Origin of the sequence: Sporocytophaga myxococcoides DSM 11118 (genome assembly GCF_000426725.1) — a bacterium.
Taxonomy (GTDB): Bacteria; Bacteroidota; Bacteroidia; order Cytophagales; family Cytophagaceae; genus Sporocytophaga; species Sporocytophaga myxococcoides.
In genome coordinates, this window is the sequence record NZ_AUFX01000004.1 from 313,394 (window position 1) to 328,900 (window position 15,507).

Annotated in this window: 13 protein-coding genes; 2 read left to right on the forward strand and 11 right to left on the reverse strand. The window is 36.3% G+C overall.

Translation table 11 applies throughout. The features are described from left to right. Nucleotides 1-2: 2 nt before the first annotated feature. From urtC to K350_RS0104275, 8 genes are all read right to left on the reverse strand, one after another. Nucleotides 3-1,106, reverse strand: coding sequence for an urea ABC transporter permease subunit UrtC (gene urtC, locus K350_RS27355; RefSeq protein ID WP_051312860.1), 1,104 nt, complete (start codon nt 1,104-1,106; stop codon nt 3-5). 20 nt (nt 1,107-1,126) lie between these two features. Next, on the reverse strand, nt 1,127-2,758 hold the full coding sequence (gene urtB / locus K350_RS32670; protein ID WP_211236712.1) for an urea ABC transporter permease subunit UrtB: 1,632 nt from the start codon (nt 2,756-2,758) through the stop codon (nt 1,127-1,129). A gap of 158 nt (nt 2,759-2,916) precedes the next feature. Next, nucleotides 2,917-4,248, reverse strand: a complete 1,332-nt coding sequence (urtA, locus tag K350_RS0104245; RefSeq protein ID WP_028978835.1) for an urea ABC transporter substrate-binding protein — start codon at nt 4,246-4,248, stop codon at nt 2,917-2,919. Between the two features lie 25 nt (nt 4,249-4,273). Beyond that, complete coding sequence (locus tag K350_RS0104250) at nt 4,274-4,852, reverse strand: HupE/UreJ family protein (protein ID WP_081670891.1); 579 nt, start codon at nt 4,850-4,852, stop codon at nt 4,274-4,276. A 75-nt stretch (nt 4,853-4,927) separates the two neighbouring features. Beyond that, nucleotides 4,928-6,316, reverse strand: coding sequence for a hypothetical protein (locus K350_RS0104255; RefSeq protein WP_028978837.1), 1,389 nt, complete (start codon nt 6,314-6,316; stop codon nt 4,928-4,930). A gap of 593 nt (nt 6,317-6,909) precedes the next feature. Continuing rightward, entirely contained in the window at nt 6,910-7,476 is a 567-nt protein-coding gene (locus tag K350_RS0104260) for a hypothetical protein (RefSeq protein ID WP_028978838.1), read from the reverse strand. Nucleotides 7,477-7,706: 230 nt separating this feature from the next. Continuing rightward, nucleotides 7,707-8,762, reverse strand: coding sequence for a DUF4397 domain-containing protein (locus K350_RS30765; RefSeq protein ID WP_028978839.1), 1,056 nt, complete (start codon nt 8,760-8,762; stop codon nt 7,707-7,709). Between the two features lie 149 nt (nt 8,763-8,911). Next, a complete protein-coding gene (locus K350_RS0104275; protein WP_028978840.1) occupies nt 8,912-9,577 on the reverse strand; it encodes a YceI family protein in 666 nt (221 codons plus the stop codon). Between the two features lie 101 nt (nt 9,578-9,678). On the opposite strand from K350_RS0104275, the gene K350_RS32675 reads away from it, so the two are divergent. Continuing rightward, a complete protein-coding gene (locus K350_RS32675) occupies nt 9,679-9,843 on the forward strand; it encodes a hypothetical protein (protein WP_156026927.1) in 165 nt (54 codons plus the stop codon). A gap of 406 nt (nt 9,844-10,249) precedes the next feature. Here K350_RS32675 and K350_RS0104285 read toward each other — a convergent pair whose 3' ends face one another. Continuing rightward, nucleotides 10,250-10,744 carry a VOC family protein gene (locus K350_RS0104285; protein WP_028978842.1) on the reverse strand — a complete coding sequence of 165 codons (495 nt, stop codon included), beginning with the start codon at nt 10,742-10,744 and terminating at the stop codon, nt 10,250-10,252. A gap of 220 nt (nt 10,745-10,964) precedes the next feature. Here K350_RS0104285 and K350_RS0104290 point away from each other — a divergent pair, with 220 nt between their 5' ends. Next, entirely contained in the window at nt 10,965-11,960 is a 996-nt protein-coding gene (locus K350_RS0104290) for a GlxA family transcriptional regulator (RefSeq protein ID WP_028978843.1), read from the forward strand. Here K350_RS0104290 and K350_RS0104295 read toward each other — a convergent pair. Together K350_RS0104295 and K350_RS0104300 are read right to left on the reverse strand one after the other, a co-directional pair. Then, the gene (locus K350_RS0104295; protein WP_028978844.1) at nt 11,957-13,327 is read right to left on the reverse strand and encodes a T9SS type A sorting domain-containing protein; all 1,371 of its coding nucleotides are present in this window, start codon (nt 13,325-13,327) and stop codon (nt 11,957-11,959) included. The genes K350_RS0104290 and K350_RS0104295 overlap by 4 nt on opposite strands. Nucleotides 13,328-13,424: 97 nt before the next feature. Beyond that, a complete protein-coding gene (locus tag K350_RS0104300) occupies nt 13,425-15,143 on the reverse strand; it encodes a CotH kinase family protein (protein WP_028978845.1) in 1,719 nt (572 codons plus the stop codon). Nucleotides 15,144-15,507: the final 364 nt, after the last annotated feature.

Here is a 15,507-nt window from a genome sequence, read left to right on the forward strand (position 1 = left end):
TCTCAGATGTTAGCTTTTAAACTTTCACTTCCTTTGGCAGGTGACCATCCGGTCAGCTTAGCCTCTAGCATTTCTATCAAACCCCAGAAACCTTTTTCAAAGAAAAGAACCGTAAGAATAAATAATACTCCAAGGATGTATAACCATGATTCCGGGAACAAGCTGGTACAAACACTGTAAAGATAATTTACCAGCAAAGCTCCGATGATTGCACCTTTTAATCTTCCTCTGCCACCAAGAGCAACCCACATTACCATTTCGACAGAAGCCTTCACATCCATCCTTCCAGGAGTAATGATACCTGTCTGCGGAGCGTACAGCACTCCGCCAATTGCTGCGAGGATTGCAGCAATGACGAATACTGCCACCTTATAATTCACAACATTATAAGCAGTAAAACTTAATCTGGATTCGCTATCCAGTATACCCACCAGCACTTTCCCAAACTTGGAATTCACAAGCCATCTACAGAATAAAAATGTACCGCAAAGCGTAAGAAAAGCTATGAGGTAAAGACCTAGTTTAGTTTTTGGACTTGACAATTCGAATCCTAATAAACTTTTAAAATCTGTCAGTCCGTTTGTTCCGCCTAGCATTGTTTCATTCCTCAGAAATATCAACCATACAGCCAATGCTAGGGCTTGAGTAATAATTGCAAAATAAACTCCTTTGATTCTGCTTCTGAATACAATGAACCCAAACAAGAAAGCGAAGAAGGCAGGCAAAGCCAATGCCAATAGCAATGAAAGACCGAACGAATGAAAAGGCTCCCAAAACAGTGGTAATGTTTCCACCTGATTCCAAACCATGAAATCAGGTATCGCAGCACTATAAATACCTTTGCCACTTGCGCTAAGTAACATGTGCATAGCAATTGAATAGCCTCCAAGACAGAAAAAGAATGCCTGGCACATTGATAAGACTCCCGTATAACCCCAGATCAGATCAATTCCGAGTGCTGCAATGGCAAAGCAGAAATAACGCCCCCAAAGGGAAATTGTGTTGTTAGAAACAAATCCCAGTATATTTCCCAAAGGGAGCACTATGAGAAATATTGTTATTAATATGATGTAGAATAATGCGTCTGATGTTAAGTATTTCTTCATACCGCTAAGTTTTTATATGACTAATCTTCACCTATTCTTCCTTTATCAGGAAACAAGCCTTTGGGTTTATACTGAAGGAATAATATAATCAGTGTCAATATCAGTACCTTCCCATATACCGCCTGAAAGAATGATTCCAGTATCTTAAAAAGAAATCCGATTCCGAAGCCAGAAACTATTGAACCGGCAATGTTGCCAACTCCTCCGGTTACTACAACAAGGAAAGAATCTACTATGTAAGTCTGACCCATATCAGGAACGACATTGCCTATTAATGTCATTGCTGCTCCTGCAAGCCCTGCAAGACCTGACCCCAGAAAGAAAGTCATAGCATCCAGTTTATTTGTTTCGATACCAAGACAAGAACTCATTTTTCTGTTTTGAGTAACTGCTCTAATCTGCAATCCTAATCTTGATCTGTACAAAACCAGATAAGTTGCAGTGATCATAAAGGCACTGAGAAAAATGATGAACAACCTGTTATAAGGAAGTACAAGGTGCTGCACAACCTCCCAACCGCCGGAAAGAACTGCAGGAGTTCTGACTGCAGTGAGATCTCCAAACAATGACCTTGCAATCTGAACAAGCACTAAGCCAACACCCCAGGTTGCTAACATACTTTCCAAAGGTCTGGAGTAAAGATGTCTTATAATTAATCTTTCTATTACAAATCCCCAGAAGCCAGCTACTATAAAAGCAAGAGGAAGTGATATCCAGAAAAAAAGATCTGATGCCGGACTCATTATACTTTGTATACAATATGTGGTATAGGCACCTATCATAAGAAACTCACCATGTGCCATATTGATCACACCAGCCAATCCATAAACTATAGAAAGTCCCAGTGCAATCATAATCAGAATGCTTCCAAGGCTCAGCCCACTGAATAAGTTCTGGAACATTCTCAGTCTTTCATGCTTCGATTGTAATTCACCAGCCTTTAATAATGCAAGGGCTTTCACGTCAGCATCTGTCTGAGTTGAAGCATACTGTTCAAGAATCGATTGAGTATTAGGTCCCCAGTTCAGTGCAAGACTGTCTATCCACATTTTCCGAGAAGCCTCTGAAGCTGAGTTTAATTGTATTGAAAATATTGTTTCCTTTCCAAGCCTCAGTATTTCCTTGTTTTTCTCCTGATCAATTGCAGAATATAGCTTTGGAAGAATTGCCTTATCTTTTAAACCCTGAAACTGAGAATAAGCAAGCTTTCTTTTTTCAACTTCAGGACTTAGTAAATTCAGATAGGGAATTATCGGAGCAAGCAACAATCTGTTACTTCTGCTAAACTCAACTTCTTTCAATTCTGACAAAGGAAGTAACAAAGTATTGCCATCTGCTGAAGACAACTCTTTGCATTCAGGGTAAACCTGTAATATTTTAAATTTTTCAGAACCATCTTCTGAAATCTGCTTTTCACCCAGCGTTGCCAGAATGTTATTATAAATAAACAGCTTCTTATCATTGATAGCAGATAACAATGGATACACTTCAGTTTTTTCAGATTCGACAAGTTTATTGATTGCAATAGCCTTCGAAGAATCAGATCCTGAAATGAGCGTATTCACTTGTAGCTGTGTGTCGTTTACAGCATAGCCTGCCAGCAAGCGCAATGGTAATGCAAGTACTAACAGAAAGTAGAATATATATTTCATCCGGTTAATTATTAAATCAAACACAACTAAAGATCAATCGTATTCGAAATTCAAGTTTAAAAACCGGCTGTACATGGCCTTTGAGATCCTCATACAGCCGGCAAATCTACCTTTACAAAGTCATCAGGGTTACTGATGACTATTTACAGAACTAACAATTAATTTTTAAAGGTATATGTACCACCGTGACTTACGTGATCGCAATCTTTGTCGGGGGAAGTTAGTTTAGACCATGGCTCAGGCTCAACAAGACCATCCGTTTTCCAAATGATATCAAACTGGCCATCGCTTCTTATTTCACCAATCATTACAGGCTTAGCCAGGTGATGGTTCTTCTCGCTCATTTTTACAAGTCCACCAGGAGATTTGAATTCCAAACCATACAGTGCAGGACGCATTTTTTCTATTTCAATGGAACCTGCTTTTTCTACGGCATTTTTCCAAAGGTAGATATCAGTGTAAGCCCAGCAGATAGGATCGTCAGTTACACGACCTTTACCTCCTGGCAAGCCTTTCTTCTCACAGAACTTCTTAAAGTTCTCAACAAAAAGTTTGTTCTCAGGAGATTCAACAGACTGGTAATAATTCCATGCAGCCAGGTGACCTACTAGAAACTCTGTATCCATAGAACGCAATTCATCCTCAGCAACAGAGAAGGCCATAATAGGACACATCGCTGCAGTTAATCCTTGATTTGCAAATTCTTTATAGAATGGCACGTTAGAGTCACCGTTTACAGTACTTAGTACACAAGCCTTGCCGCCGGCAGCAAACTTCTTCACCTTGGAAACAATAGTCTGATAGTCCTGATGATGAAAGGGAGTATACTCTTCGATGATGTTTTCTTTAGGAACACCTTTTGAAAGGAGAAATGCTTTAAGGATTTTATTAGCTGTTCTTGGGAAAACATAATCTGTTCCTAATAAATAGAACTTCTTATATCCACCACCTTTTTCACTCATAAGGTATTCTGCAGCTGGTATTAATTGTTGGTTTGGCGTAGCGCCAGAATAAATTACATTTGCTGAGCACTCTTCACCTTCATATTGTACAGGGTAAAATAAAAGGCTATTATGCTCCTCAAACACAGGCAACACAGACTTTCTGGAAACCGAAGTCCAACAGCCAAATACTGCGGCCACTTTTTTATCCAGTATAAGTTCTTTTGACTTCTCTGCAAACAGATCCCAATCAGATGCAGGATCCACAATAACGGGTTCTACTTTTTTACCAAGAACGCCTCCGGAAGCATTGATCTCTTCCACTGCCATTTCTATAACATCTTTCAGAGAAACTTCAGAGATAGCCATAGTACCACTTAAAGAGTGCAGTACCCCAATTTTGATTGTTTCTTCTGAACTTGCTTCAGCTGTTTTTTCTTGCTCCGATGCAGAATCTTTAGAACCTGAACATGAAGAAAACAAGAGACCTGCTGCCAGCGTGAGCGACAGTAACTTAAACAGAGTCTTTGATTTAAATGGTGTTTTCATACGAGTCGTTGTTAGAGTTAGTATTTTAGTAAAGTTGTTCGCTGATTATTTTGATCCCATAGATGAAAGAACACGCAGCAATAAGACATGAAAACCAAGTCAGATATTTTGGTTGTAAAAACCTCAATCTTGTCATAGCTGCAGTAATAACTCCCATACCTATTATAGTGCCTAGTCCGAATAGCAAAAGGAAGAGTATTTGTTCCTGCTGATCTTCAACACGGCCAGCGAGCATGGCAGCAATGGAGCCACTGCCAGCCAGGCCATGAACAACACCAACATTGAAGAACAAAGTCTTATTACCTGATGAATTCTTTTCTTCCTCACGTTTTGAAAGAATGAATAAGCGATAAATCCCAATCACTACCATCATCACTCCTACAAAGAGTTCAAAAGAAAATTTCCCGGGGAAGACTATAAAATTTTTAACAAATGATAAAGAAAGAGCACCGATCATAACAGAGCATGTATGACCTAATCCCCAGGTTGCACCTAATATTGCTTCTTCCCGGAAGCTTCGTCTGATGCGCACAAGATTACCTACAGCCACTACATGATCTGTTTCCATTGAATGGCTTAAGCCTATAAGTAAAGGTGTTATCATATGAAAGCTAATTGGATTACTTTATCTTAATTCATTCCCCTTGAGGGATATATTTAATATTAGGACTTCGAAATTTTAGAATATGAAGAACTGAAGCTGGCACCATAACTGGCCGTAAGTCTTGTTGGTAATCTCTCCTGTATCTTGTGGTACTCCTTTGGTGAATGTAGTATAAGACAGTCTCACGTTTGTACCGTATCCGTTGAAGAAGTAGTTGACACCACCTCCGAATACAGTTCCGCCTTGCAGTTTATTGAATGTTGAAATATTTCCTTCTGCCTGTTCTTTGGTAGCACTCACTGCTTTGTTTTCAAATCTGATCCAAGGCTGTACTTTAATGTCTTTAAAGTAGTAGCCAAGTTCAAGGAATGACACAGTTTGCTGTGGGATCATTCTAGCGAAGCTGTATTTGGTATCTGTTTTGGAACCGCCAGACATATAAGAAAATGCAGAGTTAAGAGTCACGGAACCTGCTTTAGAAACCGGCACATCAACAAACAAGTCTGCTCCCACATTGTAATATGTTGCCTGAGCATCGAAGCCTGCACCAAGGGCTACAGTCTTACCTGCACCAAGTTTAGTTCCTGCATAGTAATAGTCCTGTTCAGGATCGAGGAAGTTATAAACAACTCTACCAACTGTTCTGAATGGAGCTTTGTCGTCAAATCTTCTTCCAGAAAAAATACCGAAGCGATACTCAAGTTTTTTCTTCAGGAAAAAACCTCTTGCATTCAATCCTAGATCACGACCAAAGTTTCCTTGAAGCGGATCATTTGCAAAGAGATTGTATGGATACTGATAATAAGTAAAGTCATTTGCCATCAGAGAAGCTGCTCCCTGAAGCCCGTTTCTGTTGTGAGATACAAGCTGCATACCTGCTACAAGCATGATATACTGATTGAATGCATGCTCATACTGTGCATCAAGTATTATTGGAGATACTTTAACATTTTTGGTACTAGAGTCAAGCCTAACACCTATTGGAGAGGGAATATCTGTCTCAAGGAAAAATGATCCTTTCTTTGATAACTGTCCGCCGACAAGGACCCTGGCTCTGTATAAAGTAATTCCTTTATTCCAGTCACCTCCGGCTTCACCATAGTTGGTGTTCGATCCAAAGCCTGTCTGCTGGGAAGATGCAAACATGTGCACAATAGAGCCTACACTGATGGATGGTTTAAATGGTACAGAGTCTGCTTTTGTTTCTTTATCTGTCCCAAAATAATGAGAAGGCATTTCTCTCATTATAAAAGTATTGGCTGGTGCCTTTTGAAAGTTTTGTCCGGACTGACTTCCGTTCTTTTTCTTGAAAGGACCGGAAGCTGTAGCGTTTACATCCGTTCCTGATGAATTTTTTTCTTTTTCTTCAGAACCTTCTCCTTTTGAAAAAGCGCCGGAGTTTAATCCCAGCGACAGGGCAGCTACGCAAAAAGCTGTCGGTAAAAGTTTAATTGTTTTCATCATTTGTGTCCTTATTTAATTGTTCAATTGTAATACTTACGTATTTGAAACAATTATATTAAAGTACTTACGTATTTCAAAATGACTTTAAAAGATTCTATAATAATTTATATTTATACCTTTTTAAATAATATTGCCATCAAACTTGATAGACAAATAGATAAAAATTACAATTATTGAAACTTCATATGTTTAGATTGATAAAATATAGAATAAAAACAAATTAAACTACTTACGTTTATAAAAATAGGCAAAATTTAATGTAAAAAAATAAACAAAAACCTCATACTTAATAAAAACTCTTAATTTTTAGACTCTAAAATCAAAATATTAAGTTAAAAATGTCATTAATTGATGAAATTTGAAGGCAAATAAATAAAAGAAAAAATGATATTTCTAAAAATATCAACAAAAATATTCTTACACGCACAAAGGGGCAATAAATCACCTATAGGTTAATTCAAAAGTATTCTATTGAATTTAAGGTTTTATTCTTCCTTATTTAGGACAAGAAGAACATTGCTTTATTTGTCGGCTTAATGAATTGATAATAAATTAAGATAAGGGGAAAGCTTAAAATCAGGGAATCAAAAAAATTATTCAATAAGAGACCAAATATTATTTGAGGTTTCAAAAGCTACAATACCTTTACTTTTTTGCAGATAGATCCTTTTGACCTCTGCATTGGAAGAATCTTTTTTCCAAAAAGTAGTAACTTCTTTAAATTCCTTACCATTCAAAGTTATGGCTTCATAAAATCTGGAATTTTCACTTTTATCAAACTGATCAAATCTATCACACATCTCAAAATTACTCCCATAACAACAATGCGAATAGCTTTGGTAGATAATGGAGCAATGAGGGAGGGAACTCATGGGATCACTTAGATTAGATAATAGCACTGTCCAATTTGGACCACATCCTCCACTTCCTATTCCTGAGCTTTTTTTCCAGTCTTTCCTTTTACTGTTGGTACTGACCTGAAATTTTAAGGTATCAGGCTGATTCTTTGTTTTATAATAAACATATTCTTTAACTTTTAAATCAGGAATAAAAATATTTCCCGTGGCATTAGGATCATACCCCCTGCAATCCCCAGAATTCTTGCAACCATTAAAAACCAGCATGATAGAGAAACTCAACAGGAACACAACATTCTTCATATCCGAAATTTACTTTATATTTTTTTATATACACCAATTAAAGATCAATGCATCTTTCTACTTCAAAAAAAATCAGCACGATTACCTTTTAATTAAAAAATGGATTCAAATTCATATAAAAATACAAAAGACTTCAGTAGAACAATACAACACAGGAATGGAGACATCACGAAAAAATACAAGGATACCACTGATCAGTAGTATCCTTGCCTAACCAACTATAATATTAATTACTTAATTACTGCGCAGCGAGCTGTTCCTGTTCTTGTTTTTCCTATTATCTTAACAAGGTACTGACCCGTGGTAACATTGCTTAAATCCAGATTCAGTATGTTTTTGCCGGAAGTCAGATAAACAAAAGATGGCTGTACAACATTGCCATACATATTCACCAGCTCTATCTCAGCCATACCAGGAGTATCGTTTTCGATTTCAATGGTGAGCTGGTCTGTTGATGGTACCGGATAAGCCAACAGCTTTTGAAAAGGCGTTCCTGAAGCTTTAACACTTGATATAATATTTTCCAGAGGGACAACATCTCCATTAGGTAATGCTGCAAACAAACCGAATACCGGCCCATCATTATTCTGCGAAGGATTCAGAAAACCACTTGCAAATATCAAAATTGCCTGTCCTGCATAGCCGGTAAGATCTGCAGTAAAAGCACCCAGAGTGTCCTCTTCGTTAATGGCGCTGGTGAGATAGATATTATGAATGGCTGGAGTCAACACATCATAATTTGCAAAAAGATTATATCCGATATTTTTCACCAAAGTATCTTCTGTATCTGCCACTACATTCAATACGGGCGCATCGGTGACACCATGCCAGAAGTTAACTTCCACAGTGGAAGGATCACTGGAAATATCTTTTGCCGCATCAAAGGTTGTCAGTTTAAACGCAATATCTTCCCCATCTGGATTTGGGGCAAAACCGGTTCCTACCACACCTGTTGCCATGATGATATTTTTTGTACCGCCAGCCAGAGTAACAGTTGTGCTATAAATCGCATCAGCAGAACTTGTACTTGAAGCCGGAGCCACATCAATTTTGGTAGCTATACCTGCCGGAACAGCCTCAAATTCGCTTGCCTGTCTAAACTGGACATTGTCTGCCCAAAGTACATCATTAACATAAACATCGACAGTAAGCAGCTCAGGATCCGCAGCATTGTGAATTACCTGAACTAATGCAGTAGACAATTGAGCAAACACACTCCCTCCGAAAAACAGAAGGGCCGCAAATACAAAGATCACTTTTTTCAATGGAGTAAAATTCATTCTCATAGCTTAAATTAATAATGATTAAAATTTGATTAAGAAAAACTAACCGCTGAAGTTGGCTTATGTTTTGAGCGAAGAATTGAGGGAATACAAATGAAAAATCCCCAGGTTTCCCTGGGGATTTGTATTGAATCAATATTTTTAATGGAAAGCTATTTGGTTGCCACTAAGTCAAACTCAATGTCCACCTCATCATAAATAGCTTTATCACCAAGGTTTTCAAAAAATTTGCCTGAACCGTAACGAATATCCCATTTAGTTCTGTCAATTACAGTAGTTCCTTTTGCCTTTAACTCATTATCATGATGAGTAATTTTAACAGGCACACTGATTTCATCTGTCTTACCTTTTAAAGTAAGCTTTCCGGTAATGATTTCTTCTTTCTCTGCTTTACCAGCGTCTAATCTGACTATTTCAAAAGTAGCTGTAGGGTGCTTTTCTACATCAAAGAAATCTGGGGATTTCAAATGTCCGATAAGTTTCTGATTGCTTTCTTTATCGGTTAAATCTTCATTCACTATTGATTTCATATCGATTGTGATAGTTCCACCTGTCACAACATTATTCACAACCTTTAACTCACCGCTTTGAATCTTGATTGATCCATTATGTTTTCCGGTAACTTTTTTACCTGTCCATTTTATACTACTTTTTGCAGTATCAACTTTATATACAGATTCTGCTTCTGAAGGCGCTGCGTGTTCACCCGCTGCTGCAGCGGTATCTGAAGATCCGGCTTCTTGTTTCTTAGTTTCACAGGAAAAAAGCAATACAAGAGAAAAGATAAAAAGTAATTTTAAGTGGGCTTGTTTCATCATTTTGTGCCATTTTTTTGTTGAAACAACACAACTGACAAGCCCTGAAAATGTTTGAGAGAAATCGGAATCGTACCTAATTCCTTAAAATTAACATCCTTCCTATGGTACTGCCAATCCAGCAAAGATTAAAAGAAACCAACACCATAAAAAGTAAATATTGGGTAGTCAATGCTCCTCCCAGGACCAGCAGACAGATCAAAAATATTAGTGTTGTAAATGAAATTCCAATAGAAGAAAGTCTTGAAATGTCTCTTGAAAAACCATAAAGCCAGGTAGCCATTAATCCCGTCAATAATGGAACTAAACCAAAGACTGCAATTCCAAAAATGCGACCAAAATAAATTAATAGCACATATAATGCACAATTAACAAGCAATGTAGACGCAATAGATAGCCACCATCTTTTTGTATCGGACAACAGCGAAATTCTTTCCAGGATATTCATTTATTCTTATTGGTGGTACTTTTACTCAATATCATATTACCGAAGATACTATATAAATCTTTATATCAGGAACGGATGGGAGTAAAAGGCAGAAGATTTCTCGATTGCCTTTTCAAAGAATAGATAGTAAAATTTGAGTAACTGTTTATGTTAAATTGGGCATATCTCCATGATCAAAATTTTATAAAAAAGTTAACCTATTGATTCTGATCATGAAAATTAGTCTTTTATCTTCCCTCAAACGCCTTCTCAAGCAAACTTATATCATACTTCTTCATCTGCAGATAAGCTTTCATAACTCTTTCTCTTTTCTTTATATCAGGATCTGTAAGCATTTCCTCCAGAATTGTGGGGACAACTTGCCAGGAGAACCCAAACTTATCCTTTAGCCAACCACAAGGACCTTCCTCTCCTCCCTGTGTTAGTTTTGCCCAATAATAATCTATTTCAGTCTGGTTCTCACACATCACTTGTAATGAAACGGCTTCTGAAAATTTAAACAGAGGTCCGCCATTCAACGCATTATATTGTTGTCCTTCGATTTCAAAGGACACAACCATAACAGTACCGGCCTTTTTCTTGTGGAATTCAAAACCTTCTTCTCCATAATAGGATGTTTTAGTGATTTTAGAATTTTTAAAGATTGATGTATAAAACTTAGCTGCCTCTTCAGCCTGGTCATCAAACCACAAGCAAGGAATGATTCTATTAATTACACTCATTTCAATAATTATTTAGTTTGGAAAATATTGATTCATATACCTGAAAAATCTTATTTACCATAAAGAAGAAATCGGATTACTTGTTTTCATTTGCAATTTTCTTCCTGACAAATTATGATTTAAGGAGACCGAAATTAAATATCCTTACCCAACCTAAAGCTCTGAAAATGCGACTATTTTGGGGGTAGATTGCGACAATTGAATCATCTAATTTTATAGAATGAAAAAGATATCTATTCTGGTACCAATAGGCGCTGTGCTAGGCAGCATTGAAGGACCTCGTCAGGTGTTCTCTGAAGTAAATAAGCACCTAGTTCGCCTCGGAAAGGAGCCCATGTTTGAAATAAAACTTACTGGCCTTACTAAAGAAGTCTCTATCACAAATGATTTATACAAAATTCATCCTGACAAACTGATAAGCGATATAAACAAAACAGATCTCATCATTATTCCTGCAATTGATGGAGACATAAAATCAATAATTGAATTGAATAAAGATTACTATCAATGGGTAACAGACCATTATCATAAAGGCGCAGAAGTCGCGAGCCTTTGTGTCGGCGCATTTCTGCTGGCTTCGACAGGACTTTTAAAAGGTAAAAGCTGTGCCACACATTGGCTTTCAGCAAATGAATTCAAAAAGATGTTTCCTGATGTACGTCTTGTAGAAGATAAAATTATCACTGATGAAAACGGAATATATTCTAGCGGCGGAGCCTTCTCTTATTTAAACCTTATTCTTTATCTGGTTGAAAAATATGCTGGAAGAGATATTGCGCTATTTATGGCCAGGGCATTTCAGATAGATATTGAACGAAGGAGCCAATCACCATTCATGATATTTAATGGCCAAAAAGATCATGAAGATTTAATTGTTAAAAAAGCTCAGGAACTTATAGAAAGCAATCCGGGAGAGAAGTATTCTGTAGACCAGATCGCTTTAAAATTTGCTATAGGAAGAAGAAATCTTGAGCGCAGATTCAAAAAAGCCACCTCCAATACCATCATAGAATATGTGCAACGTGTAAGAATAGAGGCCGCCAAACAAAACCTCGAGACAACTGCTAACAATGTGAATGAAGTTATGTATGGCGTAGGTTATTCGGATCCTAAAGCATTCAGAATGACATTTAAAAAGTATACAGGCATGTCGCCAATACAGTATAGAGCTAAGTACAACAAAGAGTATTCTCTGAATCTTAATGAATTAAATTAATGGAGAACAACTATTTTCCGGACAATGGAAGATCCAAGACTTTCTAATTTCAAATAATAAAGGCCTTCCTCAAGGCTATTAACAGAAATCACTTCTTGATCAGTCTCGATTATTCCTTTAAAGACTACTGAGCCATAACAATTGATAAGCTCATAATCTGCACTTATAGCATTTTCTATATTAATAAACTCAGATGCTGGATTAGGTAATATCTCTATCTTAGAATCAATCATAGCATGTTTAGTATCAAGAATAATAGCTAACCATTCGTCACAATTTCCAAAAACTTTATCTCCCTTTTTATAACAGACAGTTGTCATTTTGTATTCATTCGGACCGCCCCCCCAATTTGCATCGTAATATGAAACAAGTCCAATGCCAGGGGAATATACATGGTAAAAACTGCTCTCAAAATTTACAATGGATTGCACTTTTAGTGAATCATGGTCAATATAAGTTATATAATTTTCGTAATGAACCTCATTAAGTCCATAATTATATTCATAAGTAAGGCGGTCGAAAATTCCTGAATTATAATCATATGTCTCCATCCTGTACCGCTCTAAAGACAGAGTGTCAATTGTTACGTCCCAATTATAGCTCTTTTTAATTCTTTGAATTTTGTAATCATAAGAAGTGGTCCCTTCAATTAACCATTTATTTAAAACTTTGTAATAAATTTTCTCTCTTGGTTCCATTATTGGCCTAGGCCATTCAGCAGCTTCTTCTAACTGCCCCCATTTATCTCCGACTTCGAAATTGTATATATTTTCAAGGGTGGCAAAATAATTACCCAGCTTAAGTTCCCTTATGGCATCTAGTTTGTAAGAAAAGAAATTTACGGTATTTACTCCTGATATCGGAGCTATATATTCAAAAGGAGATTCGGTACTGTAAAGACCATATGATTTTGAAATCTTGATTTCTTTTCCATTGCTTAACCTGATAGTAATTAGAGAATCCATAAGATCAAAAACTTTTTCATAGCTTTTAGAAAAAATTGTTGCTTCAAGGTTCCTTCTTTTTGAAAAAATCCATGATGTGTTTAGTGATTCATTGAGCTTCAATACTAAGGTATCCTTTGATAGTGTAATGAAGGAAAAAACTTTATCAGGGGACTTAATTATTTTTCTCCCCAAAATATTTGAAATACATTCATCGTTCACGCAGCCTATATACTTCTTATCCAACTCGAATATTGAATCTGATCCAACTGCATATGCAGAATCAATCCTGAGGGTGAATAGAGTATCTCGGTTGGTTGTTGCGTATTGATATGTTACCCCTTTACGTAAAGGGCTATAATCCTGAGCAACAAGACCTAATGAAAGGCAAAGGAAAAAGCAGAATATTGTAAAAAATTTCATATCACAATTAATAAAAAGTATTTTAACAAATATATAAAAAAGACAGAGCGTGACAAGCTTGGCCACTCTCTGTCTTTTAAATTTATCATTTCTACAATTACCTCATTATAGAGATCTTTTGAAAGCTATTGCCTATTACTACAAAGTAAATTCCGTTTTCAAAATTTCCTGTTTCAAAGAGATTTTTTCCTGCATTCAATTGACCATTCTTTTGAACAACACCCTGAAGATTAATTATAGAAAACTCTGTACCATCAGCTCCTTTAAAATCAACTGTAATAAAGTCAGAAGCGGGAATCGGATAAATAGTATTGACAATAGATGAATTTTTAATGGATGTTTCAATTGCATCTGGCAATTCAGAGACATATCCATCCATGAATTGAAGCCTTTCATCAATCCAGGATTTGATAAAAGTAGAATCATTTATTGAAAACTTATATTCCTTCCATACAATTTCTTCCCTTTCGTAAATGTTATTACTTTTCAACAAATTATAACTCTTATCAAGCCCTTCAGCTAATGAAGCATTACTGAATTTAGACATTCGAAGATCAGTCCACCTGGAAGTTAATTTTTCTACAAATTGATTTGGATTGAGTTCGAATAACCTTTGATATAATCCGTTTGTCAGTTCAAATGTTGCCGTATATTGCCTTGTGCCATCCCATAATGTGCCATAAGTACCATCAAGGTCCCATGGAGTATAAAAATACGGTTCACCTGCTTTATACTTACAGATAAAAATATTCTTTCCTGTATTATCAGACGCCCCTAATACATTCATAAAAATGAAATAGTCGATGGCATTATCAATGGCAAACCTATTGAAAATGTCTCTTTTAAACTCCTCATCGCTGCTGTTTACAACAAAGTCTACGAAGGCATGAATATTATTCCAGCTTATAAATTCATCAGGATATTTCATTTCAAAGCCATCCCATGTTAGAGAATCATTATCATAAGGATTAGCCTTAATGAAGCTAGCTGCATCTCCCCAGTCATCTCCTTTAATTAACTCTCCTTCCACATTTGCACCATTGGTTTTCTTCAGATCCAATTGCTTTCTATCAACCTGCTCGGACAACATATATATGCCCTGATAATAACCGTTTAAAAACACTTCCGAATATGAAACATCAGCTCCCGCTTTAGCCTTTGGCGCTTTGCCTGCATAATATAGCGTATGAATATCCAACCAAAGTTTATGTGCGGTATAACTATTAATTCTCAGAGGCTCATTATATAATGCATCAAGAACCCAATCATCATCACTTCTCAGATTTCCAAATTTTGCATCAATAGATTCTTCACCTGTTGCATCTGCCCAAAATTCAAGATCATAAGATTTTTTAGGTAAAGTCTGAGACCAATTACCTCTTAATTCAATTCCAATATCTGATGTCAGCAGAATCCCTGTAGAGTCAGAGTAAGTCAGATAACCACCAACTTTTGGATCATCGACTACTTCACCTTTCGTATGAATGGAGAAAACAGGCAGCTGAGTGAAGAACAATTTAAATTGATTTTGTTCATTATCTGCAACAACCAAATCATATGATTCAGAATAAGAGAAGAAATTTGGGGACCCTTTAATTTTATAATTCTTATCAAAAACTATATTAATTTCTTCTGCCTCATCTATGCCACCGAAAGATGAAATTTTTTCAGTACATAGGATAATCTTATTGAAACTATCAATAAAATATTTACCCTCCGGAACAATTATATTTTTTATTTGAGAGAAACTATTTAGGCTAGAAAGCAGGGTCAAAACTATTGAACCTAATAATGAAAAAAAGGTGCGGTAATTCATATTTAATGACTTTGAAATAGAAACAAAGAAATGAATTTACAAAAAAAACGCTGCTTAAAAAAATTTAACGTAATGAAAACCTGCGTCATTATTGACCTGTAGAAAATTTCCACAGTAAACATCTGACTAAGTAAAGCACCCAAAATGATGCAGACAATTGAATTTCTTTCAATTGCAAAAATAGCTCAACGAAACAAATCAGTAGAATTACTCAATTCAATAATGCCTTATCCTAGGAAATTTTAATTAAATTTTAATTACCCCTAACAGTTAAACTCCAATAAAAAGTAAGATAAGCCATATTATTCTGGACACTCATTAAAAAATAAAAGCCGACCCTTTTAATAAGTCGGCTTTACAAATT

Excerpts from the sequence above, each read along its gene's own strand:
- urtC (WP_051312860.1), bottom strand. The coding sequence starts at position 1,106 with ATGAAGAAATACTTAACATCAGACGCATTATTCTACATCATATTAATA.
- K350_RS0104250 (WP_081670891.1), bottom strand. The coding sequence starts at position 4,852 with ATGATAACACCTTTACTTATAGGCTTAAGCCATTCAATGGAAACAGAT.
- urtA (WP_028978835.1), bottom strand. The coding sequence starts at position 4,248 with ATGAAAACACCATTTAAATCAAAGACTCTGTTTAAGTTACTGTCGCTC.
- K350_RS0104275 (WP_028978840.1), bottom strand. The coding sequence starts at position 9,577 with ATGATGAAACAAGCCCACTTAAAATTACTTTTTATCTTTTCTCTTGTA.
- K350_RS0104260 (WP_028978838.1), bottom strand. The coding sequence starts at position 7,476 with ATGAAGAATGTTGTGTTCCTGTTGAGTTTCTCTATCATGCTGGTTTTT.
- K350_RS0104255 (WP_028978837.1), bottom strand. The coding sequence starts at position 6,316 with ATGATGAAAACAATTAAACTTTTACCGACAGCTTTTTGCGTAGCTGCC.
- urtB (WP_211236712.1), bottom strand. The coding sequence starts at position 2,758 with ATGAAATATATATTCTACTTTCTGTTAGTACTTGCATTACCATTGCGC.
- K350_RS0104295 (WP_028978844.1), bottom strand. The coding sequence starts at position 13,327 with ATGAAATTTTTTACAATATTCTGCTTTTTCCTTTGCCTTTCATTAGGT.
- K350_RS32675 (WP_156026927.1), top strand. The coding sequence starts at position 9,679 with ATGGTACTGCCAATCCAGCAAAGATTAAAAGAAACCAACACCATAAAA.
- K350_RS0104285 (WP_028978842.1), bottom strand. The coding sequence starts at position 10,744 with ATGAGTGTAATTAATAGAATCATTCCTTGCTTGTGGTTTGATGACCAG.
- K350_RS0104290 (WP_028978843.1), top strand. The coding sequence starts at position 10,965 with ATGAAAAAGATATCTATTCTGGTACCAATAGGCGCTGTGCTAGGCAGC.
- K350_RS30765 (WP_028978839.1), bottom strand. The coding sequence starts at position 8,762 with ATGAGAATGAATTTTACTCCATTGAAAAAAGTGATCTTTGTATTTGCG.
- K350_RS0104300 (WP_028978845.1), bottom strand. The coding sequence starts at position 15,143 with ATGAATTACCGCACCTTTTTTTCATTATTAGGTTCAATAGTTTTGACC.